Source organism: Sphingomonas sp. MMS24-J45 (assembly GCF_044881195.1).
Lineage (GTDB): Bacteria > Pseudomonadota > Alphaproteobacteria > Sphingomonadales > Sphingomonadaceae > Sphingomonas.
In genome coordinates this window covers 1,482,025-1,500,096 of sequence record NZ_CP173255.1, presented here as the reverse complement: position 1 = coordinate 1,500,096, position 18,072 = coordinate 1,482,025, and the positions used below count along the sequence as shown (strand labels likewise).

The 18,072-nt window shown below is 65.0% G+C and carries 16 protein-coding genes and 1 tRNA gene; 5 read left to right on the top strand and 12 right to left on the bottom strand.

The window, feature by feature from the left end; genetic code table 11:
• Nucleotides 1-7: 7 nt before the first annotated feature.
• Genes lptE through AB5I39_RS07580 form a run of 3 tightly spaced genes read right to left on the bottom strand, consistent with a single transcriptional unit; the run spans nt 8 to nt 3,531 of the window.
• Nucleotides 8-505, bottom strand: coding sequence for an LPS assembly lipoprotein LptE (gene lptE, locus AB5I39_RS07590; RefSeq protein ID WP_404373225.1), 498 nt, complete (start codon nt 503-505; stop codon nt 8-10).
• A complete protein-coding gene (gene leuS / locus AB5I39_RS07585) occupies nt 502-3,054 on the bottom strand; it encodes a leucine--tRNA ligase (protein ID WP_404373222.1) in 2,553 nt (850 codons plus the stop codon). Before leuS ends, lptE begins: the two co-directional genes overlap by 4 nt.
• Before the next feature lie 12 nt (nt 3,055-3,066).
• Nucleotides 3,067-3,531 (bottom strand): DUF3576 domain-containing protein, encoded by a 465-nt coding sequence (locus AB5I39_RS07580; protein WP_404373219.1) that lies wholly within the window; start codon nt 3,529-3,531, stop codon nt 3,067-3,069.
• Between the two features lie 252 nt (nt 3,532-3,783).
• Between AB5I39_RS07580 and AB5I39_RS07575 the strand changes: the two genes are divergently transcribed.
• Nucleotides 3,784-4,497 (top strand): hypothetical protein, encoded by a 714-nt coding sequence (locus AB5I39_RS07575; protein WP_404373216.1) that lies wholly within the window; start codon nt 3,784-3,786, stop codon nt 4,495-4,497.
• On the opposite strand, the gene AB5I39_RS07570 is transcribed toward AB5I39_RS07575, so the two are convergent.
• Nucleotides 4,494-4,997: a thiamine phosphate synthase gene (locus tag AB5I39_RS07570; RefSeq protein WP_404373213.1), complete on the bottom strand. Its 504-nt coding sequence runs from the start codon at nt 4,995-4,997 to the stop codon at nt 4,494-4,496. The genes AB5I39_RS07575 and AB5I39_RS07570 overlap by 4 nt on opposite strands.
• A gap of 22 nt (nt 4,998-5,019) precedes the next feature.
• Here AB5I39_RS07570 and AB5I39_RS07565 point away from each other — a divergent pair, with 22 nt between their 5' ends.
• Both AB5I39_RS07565 and AB5I39_RS07560 read left to right on the top strand, forming a co-directional pair.
• Nucleotides 5,020-5,688: a YggS family pyridoxal phosphate-dependent enzyme gene (locus AB5I39_RS07565; RefSeq protein WP_404373210.1), complete on the top strand. Its 669-nt coding sequence runs from the start codon at nt 5,020-5,022 to the stop codon at nt 5,686-5,688.
• The gene (locus AB5I39_RS07560; protein ID WP_404373207.1) at nt 5,685-6,347 is read left to right on the top strand and encodes an HAD family hydrolase; all 663 of its coding nucleotides are present in this window, start codon (nt 5,685-5,687) and stop codon (nt 6,345-6,347) included. Before AB5I39_RS07565 ends, AB5I39_RS07560 begins: the two co-directional genes overlap by 4 nt.
• Here AB5I39_RS07560 and ribA read toward each other — a convergent pair.
• From ribA to AB5I39_RS07540, 4 genes are all read right to left on the bottom strand, one after another.
• Nucleotides 6,344-7,417: a GTP cyclohydrolase II gene (gene ribA, locus AB5I39_RS07555; protein WP_404373204.1), complete on the bottom strand. Its 1,074-nt coding sequence runs from the start codon at nt 7,415-7,417 to the stop codon at nt 6,344-6,346. The genes AB5I39_RS07560 and ribA overlap by 4 nt on opposite strands.
• On the bottom strand, nt 7,414-8,208 hold the full coding sequence (locus tag AB5I39_RS07550) for an exodeoxyribonuclease III (protein WP_404374058.1): 795 nt from the start codon (nt 8,206-8,208) through the stop codon (nt 7,414-7,416). The genes ribA and AB5I39_RS07550 overlap by 4 nt, the downstream gene beginning before the upstream one ends.
• A 202-nt stretch (nt 8,209-8,410) precedes the next feature.
• Entirely contained in the window at nt 8,411-9,061 is a 651-nt protein-coding gene (locus AB5I39_RS07545; RefSeq protein ID WP_404373202.1) for an outer membrane lipoprotein carrier protein LolA, read from the bottom strand.
• A gap of 70 nt (nt 9,062-9,131) precedes the next feature.
• Nucleotides 9,132-11,435, bottom strand: a complete 2,304-nt coding sequence (locus AB5I39_RS07540) for a DNA translocase FtsK (protein WP_404373199.1) — start codon at nt 11,433-11,435, stop codon at nt 9,132-9,134.
• A gap of 112 nt (nt 11,436-11,547) precedes the next feature.
• On the opposite strand from AB5I39_RS07540, the gene AB5I39_RS07535 reads away from it, so the two are divergent.
• On the top strand, nt 11,548-12,765 hold the full coding sequence (locus AB5I39_RS07535; protein ID WP_404373196.1) for a UbiH/UbiF/VisC/COQ6 family ubiquinone biosynthesis hydroxylase: 1,218 nt from the start codon (nt 11,548-11,550) through the stop codon (nt 12,763-12,765).
• 135 nt (nt 12,766-12,900) lie between these two features.
• Here the strand turns inward: AB5I39_RS07535 and AB5I39_RS07530 are convergent, their stop codons facing one another.
• The 3 genes from AB5I39_RS07530 to AB5I39_RS07520 are packed head-to-tail and all read right to left on the bottom strand — an operon-like array spanning nt 12,901 to nt 14,599.
• Nucleotides 12,901-13,071 carry a hypothetical protein gene (locus tag AB5I39_RS07530; RefSeq protein ID WP_404373193.1) on the bottom strand — a complete coding sequence of 57 codons (171 nt, stop codon included), beginning with the start codon at nt 13,069-13,071 and terminating at the stop codon, nt 12,901-12,903.
• Nucleotides 13,068-13,706 (bottom strand): LON peptidase substrate-binding domain-containing protein, encoded by a 639-nt coding sequence (locus tag AB5I39_RS07525; RefSeq protein ID WP_404373191.1) that lies wholly within the window; start codon nt 13,704-13,706, stop codon nt 13,068-13,070. The genes AB5I39_RS07530 and AB5I39_RS07525 overlap by 4 nt, the downstream gene beginning before the upstream one ends.
• Nucleotides 13,703-14,599 carry a tetratricopeptide repeat protein gene (locus AB5I39_RS07520; RefSeq protein ID WP_404374056.1) on the bottom strand — a complete coding sequence of 299 codons (897 nt, stop codon included), beginning with the start codon at nt 14,597-14,599 and terminating at the stop codon, nt 13,703-13,705. The genes AB5I39_RS07525 and AB5I39_RS07520 overlap by 4 nt, the downstream gene beginning before the upstream one ends.
• A gap of 184 nt (nt 14,600-14,783) precedes the next feature.
• Between AB5I39_RS07520 and AB5I39_RS07515 the strand changes: the two genes are divergently transcribed.
• A tRNA-Gly gene (locus AB5I39_RS07515) sits at nt 14,784-14,858 on the top strand.
• Between the two features lie 483 nt (nt 14,859-15,341).
• Here AB5I39_RS07515 and AB5I39_RS07510 read toward each other — a convergent pair.
• Nucleotides 15,342-18,047: a TonB-dependent receptor gene (locus tag AB5I39_RS07510; protein ID WP_404373188.1), complete on the bottom strand. Its 2,706-nt coding sequence runs from the start codon at nt 18,045-18,047 to the stop codon at nt 15,342-15,344.
• Between the last annotated feature and the right edge of the window lie 25 nt (nt 18,048-18,072).

Genomic DNA, 18,072 nt, shown 5'->3' with positions numbered 1-18,072 from the left:
GGTCGGATCACTGCGGCTCGGGCGCGGTACGCTGCACATATGTGGCGATCCGCGCGACGATCTGGTCGGCAACGGTGTTCGAAAGCCGTTCGAGCGCGGTATTTTCCGCCGCGATCGTCGCATATTCGGAATTGACGACGTCGATCCCGGCGTCCGATCCGGCGGCGGCATCGAGCAGCACCGAGCCGTTGGACAGATCGACCAATTGATAGCGCGCCCGCAGCGTCCGCCGCTCGCGCGTCACGCTATTATCGCGCCGCACGCCGAGCCCGGCGATCTGATCGTCGAGCTTCATTTCCAGGCGATAGCGCGGGGTGCCGTCGCTATGCAGCCGATCGCGTAAAGCATTCGCCATCAGCCACCCCGCCTTGCCCTGAATGGGCGCGACCTCGACTTGGGTGAGGGCGGAGGCCACGGTGCCCGAGCTGCCGCCCGAATAGAGCGGATGCAGCCCGCAGCCCGACAGCGCGAGCATCGCGGCGGCAAGACCGGCCAGGCGGATCATGCGACGAGATTCACGAGGCGATCGGGCACGACGATGACCTTCCTGGGGGCCTTGCCCTCCAACACCCGCAACACCTTGTCCGAAGCGAGTGCGGCGGCTTCCAGCGTCTCGCGCGGCGTGCCCTTGGGCATCACCAGCGTATCGCGCAGCTTGCCGTTGATCTGCACCGCGATCGTCACCTCGTCCTCGACCAGCAAAGCGGGATCGACCTCGGGCCAGGCGGCATCCGCGATCAGGCCGTCATTGCCAGCAGCGGCCCAGGCTTCCTCAGCCAGATGCGGCGCCATCGGCGCGATCAGCCGCATCAGCGTGGCGATCGCGGTATCGCGCGATGTCGACGGCGCGGCCCGCTCGATCGCGTTGACCAGCTCGTACAGCTTGGCGACCGCTTTGTTGAAGGCAAGTGCTTCAATATCAACGGCAATTCCGGCGATCGTCTGGTGGAGCTTGCGGTCGAGCGCAGCGTCGCGAGTGGCACTTTCGTCACTTTCCGGCGCGTCGAACAGCCGCCACAGCCGCTGGATAAAACGCCACGATCCCTCGATGCCGGACTCACTCCACGGCAAATCGCGCTCGGGCGGAGAGTCCGACAGCATAAACCAGCGCGTCGCATCGGCACCATATTGGTCGACGATGCCGGTCGGATCGACGGTGTTCTTCTTCGACTTCGACATCTTCTCGACGCGGCCGACCGTGACCGCTTCACCCGTCGCGCGTTCGATATAGCCGTCGCCCTCGCGGACGATGTCATCGAGCGACAGCCACAGCGGCTTGGTGATCGAGTCGACACCGTCGGTGCCGGGCTCGGTGATCTGGCGGCTGTACGTCTCGTGCGTCACCATGCCTTGCGTGAACAGCCCGGCAAAGGGCTCGGCCACGTCGAGCATCCCGATATGCTTCAGCGCGCGCGTCCAGAAACGGGCGTAGAGCAGATGCAGGATCGCATGCTCGACCCCGCCGATATATTGCGCGACTGGTAGCCATTGCTCGGCCACCGCGCGGTCGAACGGCTTGTCCTTGGGCTGGCTGGCGAAGCGGATGAAGTACCAGGACGAATCGACGAAGGTGTCGAGCGTGTCGGTCTCGCGCCGTGCCGCACCACCGCAGGTGGGGCAGGGGACATGCTTCCACGTCGGGTGACGATCGAGCGGGTTGCCGGGAATGTCGAAACTGACGTCTTCGGGCAGAACGACAGGGAGCTGATCGCCGGGCACCGGCACCGCACCGCACGCATCACAATGGATGATCGGGATCGGCGTGCCCCAGTAACGCTGGCGGCTGACGCCCCAGTCGCGCAGGCGGAATACGGTCGATCCGATGCCCCAGCCTTCACTCTCGGCGCGTTGAATGACGGTGCGCTTGGCATCCTCGATATCCATGCCGTCGAGGAAGTGCGAATTCACCAGCGTGCCGGGGCCGGTATAGGCCGTCTTGCCCTCGAACAGCGGATCGGTTGTGTCGCCATCTGACACCACGCGGCGCACGCTGAGATCATATTTGCGTGCGAAATCCATGTCGCGCTGGTCGTGCGCGGGCACGCCAAACACCGCGCCGGTCCCATATTCCATCAGCACGAAATTGGCGATGTAGACGGGGAGCTGCCACGCCGGATCGAACGGATGCGCTGCGGTGATGCCGGTGTCGAAGCCGAGCTTCTCCTGCGTGTCGAGCTCGGCCGCGGTCGTGCCGCCGCGTTTGCACAGGGCGATGAAATCGGCCGCCGCATGATTCTGCGCGGCGATGGCCTGCGCGATCGGATGGTCCGCGGCGACCGCGACGAAGCTCGCGCCGAAGATCGTGTCGGGCCGTGTCGTGAAGACCTCGACCGAACCGCCGTCGGACAGTCTGAAGCGGAACTGCAGGCCCTGGCTGCGCCCGATCCAGTTTTCCTGCATCAGCTTGACCTTGTCAGGCCAATGTTCGAGCCCGCCCAAGCCTTCGAGCAGCTCGTCGGCGAATTCGGTGATCTTCAGAAACCATTGCGACAGCTTGCGCCGTTCGACCAGCGCGCCCGAACGCCAGCCACGCCCGTCGATCACTTGCTCGTTCGCAAGCACCGTCATGTCGACCGGATCCCAGTTGACCGAGGATTCCTTGCGATAGACCAGGCCGTGGCGGAACAGTTCGAGAAACAGCGCCTGTTCGTGGCCGTAATAATCGGGCTCGCACGTCGCCAGCTCGCGGCTCCAATCGAGCGCGAACCCGAGGCGCTTCAGCTGCGCCTTCATCGTGGCGATATTGTCGCGCGTCCAACCGCCGGGATGAACGCCTTTCTCCATCGCCGCATTCTCGGCCGGCATGCCGAACGCGTCCCACCCCATCGGGTGAAGCACTTCCATGCCCTTCATGCGGCGGAAGCGAGCAAGCACGTCGCCCATCGTATAGTTGCGGACATGACCCATGTGGATCTTCCCCGAGGGATAGGGGAACATCTCGAGCACATAGGAGCGCGGCTTGGGCAAATCGTCGCGCGCGACGAAGGTGGCGCGGTCGTCCCACACCTTCTGCCAAGCCGCGTCCGCCTTCAGCGCGTTGAAGCGTGACGCCATCGGATCGCTACCTTAGCCGGCGACGGCAGCGCGGCGCAGATCGCGCGCCTTGGTCAGGATGATGTCTTCCAGCTTCTGCACCGTGGCCGCCTCGACCGGTGCCGCGACCCACTGGCCGCCTTGGTTGACCTGACGCAGATAGGCGACGCGCAGGCCATCGGCGCGAAGATCCTGATCGAGGATCGTCACGGTAACCTTGACGCGTTCGGTCGGCGCGGCGGGGTTGATGTACCAATCGGTCACGATCACGCCGCCGTTCGAATCGGTCTGCAGCAGCGGCATGAAGCTCAACGTGTCGAGGCTGGCGCGCCACAGATAGGCGTTGACGCCGATCGTGGTGACCTTGGATGCCGCCAGATCGGTGTTCTTTGGGCGCCCGCCCTTATGCGCGCACGCGCCGAGCGACAGTGCCGCGAGCGAAACCAGGGCGACGGTGCGGAACGCTGGGCGGTTCGCGAGGCTGAGGCGGCGGATCATCGGATGTTCCTGAACAAAAACGGGTGCGGGGGTAGGTCGGTATCTATAGAATGTCCCGCGTGCGTCGCAAGCGACACGTCTGCGAGGCGTCTGACCGCAAAGACGGCCGGATGTGTGTCCTTCGAGACACTCTTTCGAGAAAATGAGTCGAGAAGGTGGCAGCGCGGAATCGAATCGTGATACAGCCGTTTATAACGTACTGGTGCCGCAAAGGCGCAGTGTTAGGGGTTGCTGGTGTTTTCTGCTCGCTGGATGTCCGGAATTGCGTTGGGGTCGCTCGCCGTCCTCGGCGTTGCCGTGGCCCCCGCACTTGGAGCCAGCGACTCTCCCGCACCGCGCATCGTGCCACGTGGCAGCGCGGTGTTCGTTCGCGGTATCGGGTCGTTCACCCCAGCTTCGGCGGATCCCCGCCTCGCTGCGATCTTCGCGCGCGGGGGTCTTGATGCCAGCGGTTTCCGTTTCACGCCCTCCGACTCGCGCCACATCAGCAGCAAGGCGGTTACGGTCGCCGTGCGGGCTCGCTCGGCGCGGGGCATTACCGTAACCGATCGCACCGCGCCGCTCCCGGCGTCGACCGTCGCGCTTACCCCGATCGCCTACAACCTCGGCGTTGCGGTTGGCTGGAAGCGGTTTGCCCTGTCGGGCGACGTTGCGAAGGTCGATCTCGCCGGTATGCCGGGTTCGCGCGAATCGGCCGATATCGGCGTGAGCTACACGGGGAAGCGTGTCAGTGGCCGGGTCAACGCGACTGCGGATCGTCCGGCCGGCAACGGGCCGAAGCTGATCGAAGATGCACCAGCATACTCGATCGACGTTGGCGGCTCCTATGCCCTCACGCGCCGGTTCGATGTGACAGCGGGTGTCCGTTACAAGAGCGAGCGTGACCGGCTCGGTTCGCAAGCATCGACCGATCGTAACGGGCGTGACAGCCGCGCCGTCTATATTGGCACCGCCTTCCGCTTCTAAGCGGGGGTCAGGCCGTCGATTGCGGCCCATCCTGCGAAACCCAGCGCACGCATCCGCTTGAATCGCGCTGCGGTCATGCCACCGAGTGCAATCGCCGGGACGCCCGCCGCGCGGGCGATCATCGCAGCGCGGAGCGGACCAAGCGTTGGCGCACCGGGATGCGTTCGGGTCGGATAGACCGGCGAGACGAGTACCAGATCGGCGCCTGCACGCCGTGCCGCCACCGCTTCGCGCACTGAATGTGCCGGATGGATATGCGGAGTCTGTCCCTTCGCCCCGCCGCGTACGACGATCAGCCGCCGCCGCCGCGCGATCCGTGACAGCCGCGCAAAGATCGCCGCGCGTTCAGCCGCTGGCGACGCGAAGTGGCGGAACACGATGCCGCTCCCCCGCGGCAAGCGTTCCAGCGCGGCCCACAGCCCCGCACCCATCCGTTCGTCGGTCATCAGCCACAGGGTCGGCAGGGTTTTTGATGCCAGGCTGGGGTGACGAACGGCCATAGCTCCGCCTATAGCCCCGGCAATGTCCACCGACGACCCCAATGCGCGTCTTGCCGCCGTGCAGACGCGAATCGCCCAAGCCGCCGCGCTTGCCGATCGCAAGCCTGAATCCGTCACGCTGATTGCGGTATCCAAGACGCGCGAAGCGGCGGAGATCGAACCATTGCTCCACGCCGGGCAACGCGCCTTCGGCGAAAACCGGGTGCAGGAAGCGCAGGCCAAGTGGCCCGCGCTGCGGGAGGCTTTTCCTGATATCGAACTGCACCTGGTCGGGCAGCTGCAGTCGAACAAGGCCGAGGATGCTGTCGCGTTGTTTGACGCGATCCATTCGGTCGATCGTTCGTCGCTTGTTACGGCGCTCGCGCGCGCGATGGACAAATTGGACCGCCGCCCGGCCTGCTTCCTGCAGGTGAATATCGGAGACGAGGCGCAAAAGGGCGGGTGTGCGATCGCCGATCTGCCCGCCTTGCTGGCCGCCGCGCGCGCTGCCAATCTGCCGGTTGCCGGGCTCATGGCGGTTCCCCCTGCCGAGACCGAGGCTGCGCCGTATTTCGCGCTGCTTGCCAAGATCGCGCGCGATCACGGGCTCGACGGACTCAGCATGGGCATGTCGGGCGATTATGAGGTGGCGACGATGCTCGGGGCAACGCATGTCCGCGTCGGCACGGCTTTGTTCGGGGCGCGGGCATGAAGCCTGACGCGCTGATCTTCGATTTCGACGGTGTGCTGATCGAAAGCGAAGCGGTGGGCAACCGCCACATCGCCGAGTACCTCACCGGCATCGGCCATCCGACCAGCGCGGCGGATTCGTTCGCCAATTTCATGGGATTGTCGGGGCAGTCGTTCCTCGGCGCAATCGAACGCTGGATTGGCCGACCCTTGCCCGACGATTTCCACGTCGCGCGCAGGGCCGAAGACGAGCGCATCATGCGCGAAGGCGTCGATGCGGTCGAAGGTGCCGTACGCTTCGTGTTCGATTTGCCGACCGATTTGCCCAAGGCGATTGCCTCGTCGAGCTCGACCGCTTGGATCACGCGGCACCTCGACCATATCGGCCTACGCGATGTATTCGGTGACCGGATTTTCTCGGGCAAGGAGCACGTCACGCGCGGCAAGCCAGCGCCCGACATCTATCTCCACGCCGCCGCGGCGCTCGGCGTGCCGATCGACCGCTGCGCGATCCTGGAGGATTCGCCCGTTGGCGCGACCGGCGCGGTGGCGTCCGGTGCGCATGTCATCGGTTTTGTCGGTGGTTCGCATTGCGGACCGGATCATGCCGAGAAGCTGCGCGCGATCGGCGTCCACGACATCGCAGCCACCTTCGACGAAGTGGCCGCGCTGCTCGCCTAGAATTGATGCCCGGTACGGTCGCGCTTGGTCGCCAGATAGCGGGCATTGTGCGGGTTGGCGGGCAGGATGTGCGGCACACGTTCGGCGACCGCGATCCCGGCCGCTTCCAGTTGCGCCACCTTCTCCGGATTGTTGGTGAGCAGCCGTACCGACCGCTGCCCAAGCAGCTCCAGCATCCGCGCTGCGACCGCGAAATTGCGTGAATCGACCGCAAACCCAAGCCGCGTATTGGCATCCACCGTATCGAACCCCTGGTCCTGCAACGCGTACGCGCGCAGCTTGTTGATCAGCCCGATCCCGCGCCCTTCCTGCCGCAGATACAGGATGATGCCCCATCCGCTCGCTTTGACGGCGTGGATCGCCGCGTCGAGTTGCGGGCCACAGTCACATTTCAGGCTGCCAAGCACGTCGCCGGTCAGGCATTCGCTGTGCAAGCGTACCAGCGGCGGGCGGCCGTCGGGGGTGCCGATCAGCAGCGCGATATGCTCCCCGGGCATTTCGGGCGTGCGAAAAGCGACAATTTCAGCATCCTCGGCACCTGCCACCGGGAGGTGCGCGCGCGTCGCGATGGTCAGACGAGCTGCATCCTCATGCGCATCGATATCGTGAGGCGTCAGCTCCAGCGCGGCGGACACACCAGGCAGCACGAAGAACGCAGGCAACACGCCGCCAAGCCGCGCTAGCCGCAGTGCGGATCCGCCCGCCTCCTGCTCGCTCAGGCACTGGGCGCGGAACGGCCCCTTCATTGGCATCGTCAAATCGAATTGCGGGTCGGACAATGCCGTCGCCATCGCGAAATCGATCCACGGCGCGCGTTCGATCAGCACGGGCGCATCGGGGGCCGCTGCGTCGCGCTGGTTGGTGAGCTTCAGGGTTGCGGCACGTCCAGCCGACAGGAGCAGGCCAGCGCGTCCCGTGGGATCGAACGAGGCAAGCCGCTCCGGGTCAGACGTCTCGACCGGCAACAGCGCGAGCGTCCCCTCGGCACCATTAATCGCGACCGGCCAGCCACGGCGCAACGCATCGATCGCCAGCGCAGTCTTGTGCGCCGCCGCGCTCTCGGCGCTCAAATCTGGAACTCGGTCATGATCGGCACATGGTCGGAGGGTTTCAGCCAGGAACGGCAGTCCTCGAATACATGGTGGCCCGTGGCCGTCGCCGCAACATCAGCGGTCGCCCACATGTGATCGAGCCGCCGCCCGCGATCGTTGACCGTCCAATCGGCCGAGCGGTAGCTCCACCATGTGTGCAACCGGGCGGGCTCGGGAAAGAAATGGCGGCCGAGATCGACCCAAGTGTTCGACGCTTTCAACCGGGTCAGCGCCTCGACCTCGATCGGCGTGTGGCTCACCACGCCGAGCAACTGCTTGTGGCTCCACACGTCGGATTCGAGCGGGGCGATGTTGAGATCGCCGACCAGCAGGGTGGGGACGCCCAGCGCTTCCGACCAGCGCGTCATCCGGTCGATAAAGTCGAGCTTCTGCCCGAATTTGGGGTTGACCTCGCGGTCCGGCACGTCGCCGCCCGCTGGCACATAGACATTCTCGATCCGCATTCCGTTCGCCAGCCGCACGCCGACATGGCGCGCCTCGCGATTGGCTTGCCAGTCGAGCCGGTCGTCTTCGGTCAGCGGCACGCGTGACAGGATCGCGACGCCGTGGTGCATTTTCTGTCCGTGCAGCACGATATGGCGATAGCCCAGTGCGCGGAACGATGCGGTTGGGAAATCCTGATCGACCACCTTGGTCTCCTGCAGGCACAGGATGTCAGGCGCGACTTCGCGCAGGAATTTTTCGACAATCTCGATGCGGAAGCGAACGGAATTTATATTCCAGGACACGATCTTGAGCGACGACGACATCATGCCGCTCTATCCTCCGATTCTCCGGCGCGCCAGCCACCCATGGAAAGGCCCCCGCTCCGGGGGCATGGAGCGAGGGCCGACCTAGCGTTCGTCACGCAGGCGGGAAGGGAGGGTCCGGGCAACAGGGGGAAATCCCGAAACGCTCCCATCCGCAAGACCGGCTGTAGCGGTTCAAACCTGTCGCCAATATGAATGACGCTTACTTTCGACCCGAATTGGGCACGGGATCGCGCCAGCGGAACGCTCCGTCGCTGATTGCTGCGTTGAACCGCTGGTTCGTCAGCCGAATCGTGGTGCGATTGTTCTGCGAATCGAGCGCGACCCATCCTTGCAACATCAACCCGCCGGGGGCTGCGGCGTTACGCGCGAATACAAGGCTGATCCGGCCATATTCGGGATGCTTGGGGTCGGCGGCGTCGATCGTGATGACATTCGGATTGTCGGTCGCGACCACCCTGGCGATCTTGCTCATGTCGCGCGACGGATCGAGCAGGATGCCGAGCGGCGAATTGCCGATCGGCCAGCGTTGCTTCTGCCCGACCGAATAATCGAGGAACCAGAGCGACTTTCCGTCACCGACGATCAGGATCGGAACGCTCTTTTCATATTGGAAGCGGATCTTGCCCGGCTTCTTGAGCGTCAGCACGCCCGTCAACACCTTGCCGGCGCGGTCGGTCTGGGTGAAGTCGGCCGTCATGCTCTCGACGCCTTGCAGATGCCGCTGCACCGCCGACAGGTCGGCGGACGGGGTCGCGGCCACCGCCACCGTGGGCGCGACGGACAGCGTGGCGACCGGAACCGCGGCGGCAAGGGCAGGCAGCGCGATCAGCGCAGGGACGCGCAGGCGCATCGTTTTTCTCCAAATTATCTACGTTCGGACAAAGCGCCGGGGCGTTTGAACAGCCTGTGAACGTCTGCGCCTACAATGGGTTGCCGTCACGATCGCGCAGGACTTCGCGACGGCCAACATGATCCGGGCGGCTGACAACGCCGTCTTTCTCCATCCGTTCGATCAGTCGCGCTGCACTATTGTATCCGACGCGAAGCTGACGCTGCACCCAGGAGGTCGAGGCCTTCTGGCTTTCCACCACCAATTGGACGGCGGCGCGATATTGCTGATCCTCGGCCGAATCCTCGCCGGTCGGCGCCCCGTCGAGCGCAAAGCCATCGGCCGGCTCTTCGGTGACCGAAGTGTTGTAATCGGGCTGCCCTTGCGCGCGCCAATGGTCGGTCACGGCGCGAACTTCATCGTCCGACACGAACGGCCCGTGGACGCGCACGATGCCCTTGCCGCCGGGCATGTAGAGCATGTCGCCCTTGCCCAGTAGCTGCTCGGCGCCCTGTTCGCCCAGGATGGTGCGCGAATCGATCTTCGAGGTGACGTGGAAGCTGATCCGCGTCGGAAGGTTCGCCTTGATCACGCCGGTGATGACGTCGACCGACGGGCGCTGCGTCGCCATGATCAGGTGGATGCCCGCCGCGCGCGCCTTTTGCGCGAGGCGCTGGATCAGGAATTCGACTTCCTTGCCCGCCGTCATCATCAGATCGGCGAGCTCGTCGATGATCACGACGATTTGCGGCAGGACCTGATAATCGAGCGTCTCTTCCTCATAGATCGGCGCGCCGGTGACGGGTTCATACCCGGTCTGCACCTTGCGCCCGAGCGGTTGCCCCTTGGCCTTGGCGGCGCGGACCTTGTCGTTGAAGCTGGCAAGACTGCGCACGCCGACCGACGACATCTGGCGGTAGCGATCCTCCATCTGCTCGACCGCCCATTTCAGCGCACGCACCGCCTTGGCTGGATCAGTCACAACCGGAGAGAGCAGATGCGGGATGTCGTCATACATGCTCAGTTCGAGCATCTTGGGATCGATCATGATCATCCGGCACTGATCCGGCCGCAGCCGATAAAGCAGCGACAGGATCATGCAGTTGAGCCCGACCGATTTGCCCGATCCGGTAGTGCCGGCAACGAGCAGATGCGGCATCGGCGCGAGATCCGCGATCACCGGGTCGCCTGCGATATTCTTGCCGAGCACCAGCGACAGCGCACCTGGCTGGTCGTCCAGCGCATCGATCAGCTCGCGCAAGCCCACCGTCTCGCGCCGCGCATTGGGCAATTCGATGCCGATCACCGTGCGCCCGGGGATGGTCGCGACGCGCGCCGAGACCGCCGACATATTGCGGGCGATATCGTCGGCCAACTGGATCACGCGATTGGCCTTGATACCGGCGGCGGGTTCGAGCTCGTACATCGTGACGACCGGACCGGGGCGCACGTTGATGATCGATCCCTTGACGTGGAAATCGCTCAGCACGGTTTCGAGCAGGCGCGCGTTGCGATCGAGCGCGACCTTGTCGATCGGTCCGCCGACCGCGGGCGGGGCGGTCTTCAACAGATCGAGCGGGGGCAGCGTCGAGGTATCGCCGAAATCCATGCTGGTCTGCTTGGCGCGCGGCTTGGCGACGGTGACCGGGGTCATCGGTCGATCGGCGATGACCGGGCCGGGCCGCGAATCGGGCTTGGCGAGGGCGCGCGGCATCGAGAGTTTGCGCGGGGTCGGGTCGGGCGCGAACACGTCTTGCTCGGGCTCGCTGCCGCGCTGGTCGGTCAGACGGCGCGGTTCGCGCAACGCACGTGGCGGACGTTCGCCCATGTCGATCGTGAAGCTGTACGCCCACAGCGCCAGACCGCCCGCGCCGAACACGGCAGCGACACCGCGCGCTGTCCACAACGCCGCTGTCGGATCGCCGATCAAGCCGATTGCGGCGCGCAGCAGATTGCCCAGCGCCAGGCCGACGATTCCGCCCCATCCGGCCGGCAGCCACGGCACCGCCCCGCCCGACAACAAGGCGAACGTGGTCGCGATCAGCGCGATCCCGCCGCCGGACAGCAACAGCATCAGCCGCCAGCGCCCGACCGGCACGTCGCGCCACAGTCGGAGCGCGATGAGCAGCAGCGTCGGCAGGATCATCGCGACGCCAGGCCCCAGCAGCCAGAACGCGGCGTCGGCGGCAAACGCGCCGGGTTTGCCCAGCCAATTCTGCGCCGCCCCACCCGAGGCGGTGTTGAACGACGGATCGCTCGCATGATAACTGGCGATGGCGATCACCGTAAGCGCCACCAGCAGCGCAAGAATGATCGCACCGATCAGCGCACCGCTGCGAACGGCGCCCGCCCGGACGGTTTCACGCCACAATGGTGGCTGCGCGCGGCTCGCCATGATCTGCTTCCCGATGTTCGCTGTCTGTGCTGGGAATCATCGCGCGCGGCGATGCTCGCGTCAAGCGCAACGCGCGTTTGGCAGCGGCGCGGACAAGCGCTAGATATGGGGCATGGAAACAGCAGACGTCATCATTCTCGGCGGTGGACTCGTCGGCAGCGCGCTCGCGGTCACGCTCGACGCGCATGGTTTGAGCGCAATTGTGATCGACATCGCCGATCCCGAGGTGATTCTCGCCGCGGGCTTCGACGGGCGCGCCTCGGCGATTGCGGGGGCGCCGTGGCGGATGCTGCAGGCGATCGGCGTGGCCGACCGGCTGCTGCCCTTCGCTTGCCCGATCGAGGGCATTCGCGTGAGCGACGGGCTGGAACCCGGTGCGCTCGATTTCGAACCCGAAGCGGGCGACGGCGCGCTTGGCCATATGGTCGAGAATCGGCGGTTGCGGGCGGCGCTGTACGAGGCTGCCTGCGCTGCGCCGCGCGTCGATGTGCGGATGAAGACGCGCGCTGTGGAGGTCGATCGAGGCGAGCACGGCGTCACCGTCACGCTCGATTCGGGCGCGGTGGTGAAGGCTCCGTTGCTGATCGCCGCCGAAGGCCGTAATTCGCCGATGCGCGAGAAGGCGGGTCTGCGCGTCGCGCGCTGGACCTATGACAATGCCGCGATCGTGACCTCGCTGCATCATGAGCATAGCCACGAGAACATCGCGTTCGAAATCTTCTACCCCGATGGCCCGTTCGCTATCCTGCCGCTCAACGATGACGAAAAGGGCCACCGCTCGTGCATCGTCTGGTCGGTGACGCGCGATCAGGCGCCAGGGATGCTGAAGCTGTCGGAACGCGGCTGGCTGGCCGAAGCCGACAAGCGCATCGGCGGGTTCCTGGGCAAGCTCGGGCCACTGGGCGCGCGCTCCAGCTATCCGCTCGGCTTCCACCATGCCGCAAAGATCGTGTCGAACCGGATGGCGCTGGTCGGTGATGCGGCGCACGGCATCCACCCGATTGCGGGGCAGGGGGTCAATGTCGGCTTCCGCGACGTGGCGACGCTGGTCGAGGTGCTGGTCGAGGGGAAGCGCACCGGGCTCGACTTGGGCGACCCGCAACTGCTCGCGCGCTACGATCGGTGGCGCAGTCTCGACACCTTCATGGTGGCGGCAGCGACCGATGGGCTGACGCGGCTGTTCGGCGTGCCGGGCAAGACCGCCAATGCCGTGCGGCGGCTGGGGCTTTCGGCGGTCCAGCAGATCCCGCCGCTCAAGCGCCGCTTTATTGCCGAGGCGCGCGGCGAGAGTGGCGACGTGCCGAAATTGCTGCAGGGAATGACGGTCTAGACGTTAGCAATTGCGGCTAAAGTCACACGAGTCGCACCATTGGCGGTGTTTTTTGCGTGCGACGGGGTCGGCGTAGTTGCAGCGATGTGAAAGAGCCTTAGCCAGAATATTGGTCTGAGCTCTTGTAGGACAGCGTCAATCAGGCGGTGCTGCGGGATTCGCGCGCTGCGCTTCGGTCCCGATCCGCCGCTGCGTGTCGATCTGTTCCATTGCAGCGACCTTCTTCGGCTCGAACAGATTGGCGAAGAACATCCAGAGCATCGTGGTCGCACCGCCTTTACGGCCCTTGCGCTTGGACAGGCTCACTGCAGCGTCACCGAATCCTCGCCGTCGTGGCGCCCGAAGAATTGCATCAGTTGGATGATCAATTCGGCACGGTCTTCGATCCCCTCCGCCTCCAGCATCGCCTGCTTTGCCGCCACATCGAACGGCGCGATCTGGGCGATGCCGTTGACCAGCGACGCATCGTCGAGCCGCGTTACCGCATCCCAATCGACCGCATAGCCCTGAGCATCGGCAAAGGCGCGCGATTCGCTCTCGAGTGCGGCACGGCGGGATAAGGACAGTACCTCAGGCTCTTCCGGCGCAGGGAGCAATTCCGCTTCGACCTGGCGGAACGCGGTCGTCACGTCGAGTTCGCGCACGATGCGGAACAGCGACAGTCCTTCGAGGATGAGGTTGTAGCGCCCATCCTCGCTCGCCTCGAACTCGGCGATCTTGCCGACGCAGCCGATGTCGAACAGCGGCGGTCGTTCCGGGCGCGGCAAGCCATCGGCGATCAGCGCCGGACGCGGCTGCACCATGCCGATTCGCCGGTCGCGCGCCATCGCGTCCGAAATCATTGCGCGATAGCGCGGCTCGAAGATGTGCAGCGGCAAGTGCATGCCGGGAAACAGCAAGGCGCCGGGCAGCGGAAAGATCGAGAGGCGCGTGATCGTCACGTGAACAGGATCGCCGAAAGCTTGCGCCGCTGTGCCGAGACCCAGGGGTCCTCCAACCCGACGACCTCGAACAGCTTGAGCAATTGCGCGCGGGCAGCACCCTCGTTCCAAGTACGATCAGCGGCAATCATCGCCAGCAGCGTGTCGGCCGCCGCATCTCGGTCCCCCGCCGCCATCTGCCCACCGGCGAGCGCGAAGCGTTTGTCGAAATCGTCCGGGTTCGCTGCAACCTCGGCAGCGAGCCCTGCAAGATCGTCGACCGGCTTCGCCTCGCGGGCGAGGGCGAGGGCGGATTTCGCGCGCTCGATCTCGGGCAGCTTCGCGATGTCTTCCGGCAAGGCGGCAATCGCCAATTCGGCCTCATCCGTCTGCCCATTGGCGACGAGCGCGCGGACCATGCCGGACAGCACTGCAGGATGCTCCGGCGCCATTTCCGCGAGCTGCGTAAAGACGCTGACCGCGCGCACGGCGTCACCTTCGACCAGTACCTGCTCGCCCATCGCGATCAGCGGTTCGAGCTCGGCCTCGAGGCCCGCAGCCTCGCTCTCGATCGGCAATTGCTTCAGGATCTGGTCGAGCATAGTGCGCAATGCGGTTTCGGTGCGCGCGGGCGTCAGGTCGGCGACCAACTGCCCCTGGAACATTGCATAGACGGTGGGAATCGACTTGATCTGGAATTGCGCGGCGATGAACTGATTCTTGTCGGTATCGATCTTGGCCAGCACCACGCCCTTGTCGGCATAGGCCGACGCGACCTTGTCGAGCAGCGGGCCAAGCGCCTTGCACGGGCCACACCATTCCGCCCAGAAATCGATGAGCACGAGCTTGGTCATCGACGGCTCGACGACCTCGCGGCGGAACGCCTCGACGGCCTCGCGTTCGGTTGCACTCATTCCCAGCGTTGCCACGTATCGCTCCGTCTAATGCTTGCTGCCTTATGTGGGCGCTCGGGGCCGCAAGCCAACCCTTTTCGTGTGAATGCACGCAATGTCGGATAAGGGCTTGCCGATCCGCAAAGGCGCTGTTAGAGGCCGCCACCTTACCCGCCCGGTGCAGCCACCGGGACACGGCGCCAGAGCGGGCGTAGCTCAGGGGTAGAGCACAACCTTGCCAAGGTTGGGGTCGAGGGTTCGAATCCCTTCGCCCGCTCCAGTTTTCTTTTCCGATAGTGTGATCGGCCCTTTAGGGGGCTGGCTTACCGCGCTTTACGGTTCGTTTCCTCGCGCTTGCCGTCAGATGTGCGCTGGTGAAGCGCGCCGGTCGCATCGCAGGATCGAATCGCCCACGCCGTCGCGATGGCGGAGCATGGCACCGTCACCGAGATCATCGCCCAGGCGACATGTCCGCCCGCAACCGCACCGTTGCTGCCACGGCAGGTCCCCACGGCGTCCTGTGGTTCGGCACAATGGGCGATCAGGCGCGCGACGACCGGGGGAGGTGATCGCTTCGACGGCACCTTTGGCGGGGGGTGCACCTTGCCGATGGCCTGGCGATCAGCCCTGAGGACCGCTGCCGTGTCATGCCGACAGTGGGGCGCGGGGGCCACGCACGGCGACGCCCGCAGCGAGGCTACACGCGCGCAGTGGCGCTGTGATAGCTGTGTCGGGGGCACGCCACCCCCGACACAGGGGCCGGTCAGAAGCGGAAGCGCAGGCCGACCGTATAGGTCCGTTCCTCGTAGCGCAGGAAGCGGACATATTCTGCCCGCGACGCGCCATCGCGCGCCGAGGTGAAGGTGACGCGGTACGGGTCGCCCAGCAAATTGGTCGCATCGAAGAACAGCGTCGCGTTGCGCGTGAAATTGACGCTGGTCGATAGATCGAGGCGACCGGCCGGCTCACCCGTTTCCAGATACAGGTCGTTGCCGCGATCCTGCCGCGACTCGAGCGTGCTGCTGCGCTTGTTATACGACAGCCGCAGCGCCAGCGGGCCGTGTTCGTAGAAGCCGGCGACGTTGAACGTGTGCTTCGACACGCCGAGAATCCGGTCGAGCGTCAGCGCGCCTGCATTGTCGGGGAAACCGGTCTTCGCATCGAGATAGGTGTAGTTCGCCAGGAAGCCGAATTCGTGCAGGAAGGTGGGCAGGAATTTGAAATCGAGGAAGGTCGAGAACTGCACCTCGGCCCCGTCGATCCGACCCTTGCCGGTGTTGATCGGCTGCGACAGGATCACCGGCCCGAGCACGGGATCGATGAAACGGGTATCCTGGTTCTGGATGAAGCCCTCGAGATCGCGGCGGAACACCGCGGCCGAGGCGAACCCTGCGCGCGCGAAATAATATTCCAGCGACAGGTCATAATTGTCGGACCGCAACGGGCGCAGATTCGGGTTGCCCCCACCGCCGCGTCGCGCGTTCGTATAGGGATCGCTCGGGTTGGGCTGCGTACCCGGCTGGCCCAGATTGGCCGACGGGTTGAGTTGCGCAAACGTCGGCCGCGTGCGCGTTTGCGTTGCCGACAGGCGCAATTGCAACTGCGGCGTCAGATGGAAGCGGATGCTCGCATTGGGCAGATAGTCGGTATAGCTCTGGCTGGCTGAGACGGGCGTGGGGACCGCAGGCCCGCCGGCGACGGGCGTGATGAGCGACGTGCCATTGACGCCGACTTCGGTCTTCACCGCGCGGATGCCGATCACGCCATCGGCGAAATCCCCGAAGCCGTAGTTGATCTGGCCATAAGCGGCGTAGGATTTCTCGGTCGCATCATAGCGTGAGTCGGGGTTCGGCGCGACGTCGCCAACCGAATAGGTACCAAAGCCATTGCTCGGTGCGCCGAGGCCGATCACGAACTGGCGCAATTGCGTCAGATTGCTGCGGATGCTGTCATAAGTCGGTGCGAGGAAGGTCGAGAACCCCTGCTGCGTGCCGGCGCGCACGCTGGCGATATCCAAAGGCAAGGCGCTTTGTGGAATGTTGCGGCCGCGGAAACCGGCGTAGCGATTGCCAAATTCGCGGTGCGCGTTGCGATCGGTGTAGCGCAGGCCCGCCTGGATGCTGCGCACCGGCCCGAGATCGGCGCGATATTCGAGATCGACACGCGCCTGATAATCGTCGCCCTTCGCTTGCTGCGCTTCCTCGTACAGGCCGTCGAAGAGATAGGCCGACGGATCGGCGGGGTTGAAGGTAGGAATGTTGAACTGTGGCGTGTTGAGATCGAAATTGACCGTCTGCGTGCCCGCGATCGTGCGGTCGAGCGATTCGGTCGATCCGGTAAAGGTACTGTCGGTGCGGGCGAGATCGACGCTGATTTTCAGCCGGTCGGCCTTGTAGCTCCCGCCGACCGCGAACTGATAAGTGTCGGTCTTGTTATAGGTCGCGCCCTGGAATGAGAAGATCGCGCCGGGGGAGCCGGTGACGGTGCCGCTCGAGACGAGGTTGGTGCCGGGGCGGGTAACGAGATTGCTGACCGTACCGCCGTACAACGGCACTTCGAAGTTGCGGTCGCTGATCTTGTTACGGAAGCCCTGGTACAGGCCCTCGGCATAGAATTCGAGCTTGCTGTTCGGGCGCCATTGCACCGCGAAATTTCCTGAAGGGCGCGTGCGATTGCCGGAGCGGTAGAACAGCCGCTGAATATCCGGCAGGCGGACGCGCTGGCCGTTGATCGTCGGGTCGGCGATGAAATCCGTGTTGGACGGTTCGGCATCGAGATAAGTGAGTTCGGTGTAGGATGCGTTCACGAGCACGCCGATCTCGCCAATGCCGGTGTCCCAGCGATTGCTGATCAGGATATTGCCGTTGGGCGTGACCTTGCCGGCTTCGGTGGTGTGGACGCCCCACACCGAACCGGCGAGTTCGAACCCGTCATAATCGAACGGACGACGCGAGCGGACGTTGATGAGGCCGGCAAGCCCCGCCTCGACCAGATTGGCCGAGGTCGATTTATACACTTCGAGCGCGGTGATCGCCGAGGACGGGAAATCCTGCAGCGCGACGACGCGCGTTTCGGCGGTGAAGATCTCCCGCCCGTTATAGGTGGTGGTGAAATCGGGCAGGCCGCGGACCAGTACGCCCGACGCTTCGCCGCCGATGCGGTTGACCTGGACGCCGGCGATGCGGGCGGCGGTGTCAGAGACGGCGATGTCGGGCAGCTTGCCGATGTCGGAGGCGACGATCGAATCGATCTGCTGGATCGCGTTCTTCTTGGCGCTTTCGGCGGATTCGAGGCTGCGGCGCAGGCCGGTGACGACGATGTCCTGGCCGACCGGATCGTCGGCCGCCGGCGTGCCCTGCGCGGTGGCGGGAGCCTGATCGGCGGGCGCGCTGGTCTGCGCGGCGGCGGGTAGCGCGGTGCCGAGCACCACGAGCGACGTTGACCCAAGAATGAGCGATTTCAGGCGCATATGCGACCTCCCCTTTAAGGCGTGC

Coding starts and splice junctions, on each gene's coding strand:
- AB5I39_RS07560 (WP_404373207.1), top strand. CDS start 5,685: ATGAAGCCTGACGCGCTGATCTTCGATTTCGACGGTGTGCTGATCGAA.
- AB5I39_RS07570 (WP_404373213.1), bottom strand. CDS start 4,997: ATGGCCGTTCGTCACCCCAGCCTGGCATCAAAAACCCTGCCGACCCTG.
- lptE (WP_404373225.1), bottom strand. CDS start 505: ATGATCCGCCTGGCCGGTCTTGCCGCCGCGATGCTCGCGCTGTCGGGC.
- AB5I39_RS07535 (WP_404373196.1), top strand. CDS start 11,548: ATGGAAACAGCAGACGTCATCATTCTCGGCGGTGGACTCGTCGGCAGC.
- AB5I39_RS07550 (WP_404374058.1), bottom strand. CDS start 8,208: ATGTCGTCGTCGCTCAAGATCGTGTCCTGGAATATAAATTCCGTTCGC.
- AB5I39_RS07520 (WP_404374056.1), bottom strand. CDS start 14,599: ATGAGTGCAACCGAACGCGAGGCCGTCGAGGCGTTCCGCCGCGAGGTC.
- AB5I39_RS07540 (WP_404373199.1), bottom strand. CDS start 11,435: ATGGCGAGCCGCGCGCAGCCACCATTGTGGCGTGAAACCGTCCGGGCG.
- AB5I39_RS07545 (WP_404373202.1), bottom strand. CDS start 9,061: ATGCGCCTGCGCGTCCCTGCGCTGATCGCGCTGCCTGCCCTTGCCGCC.
- AB5I39_RS07510 (WP_404373188.1), bottom strand. CDS start 18,047: ATGCGCCTGAAATCGCTCATTCTTGGGTCAACGTCGCTCGTGGTGCTC.
- AB5I39_RS07565 (WP_404373210.1), top strand. CDS start 5,020: ATGTCCACCGACGACCCCAATGCGCGTCTTGCCGCCGTGCAGACGCGA.
- leuS (WP_404373222.1), bottom strand. CDS start 3,054: ATGGCGTCACGCTTCAACGCGCTGAAGGCGGACGCGGCTTGGCAGAAG.
- AB5I39_RS07580 (WP_404373219.1), bottom strand. CDS start 3,531: ATGATCCGCCGCCTCAGCCTCGCGAACCGCCCAGCGTTCCGCACCGTC.
- AB5I39_RS07575 (WP_404373216.1), top strand. CDS start 3,784: ATGTCCGGAATTGCGTTGGGGTCGCTCGCCGTCCTCGGCGTTGCCGTG.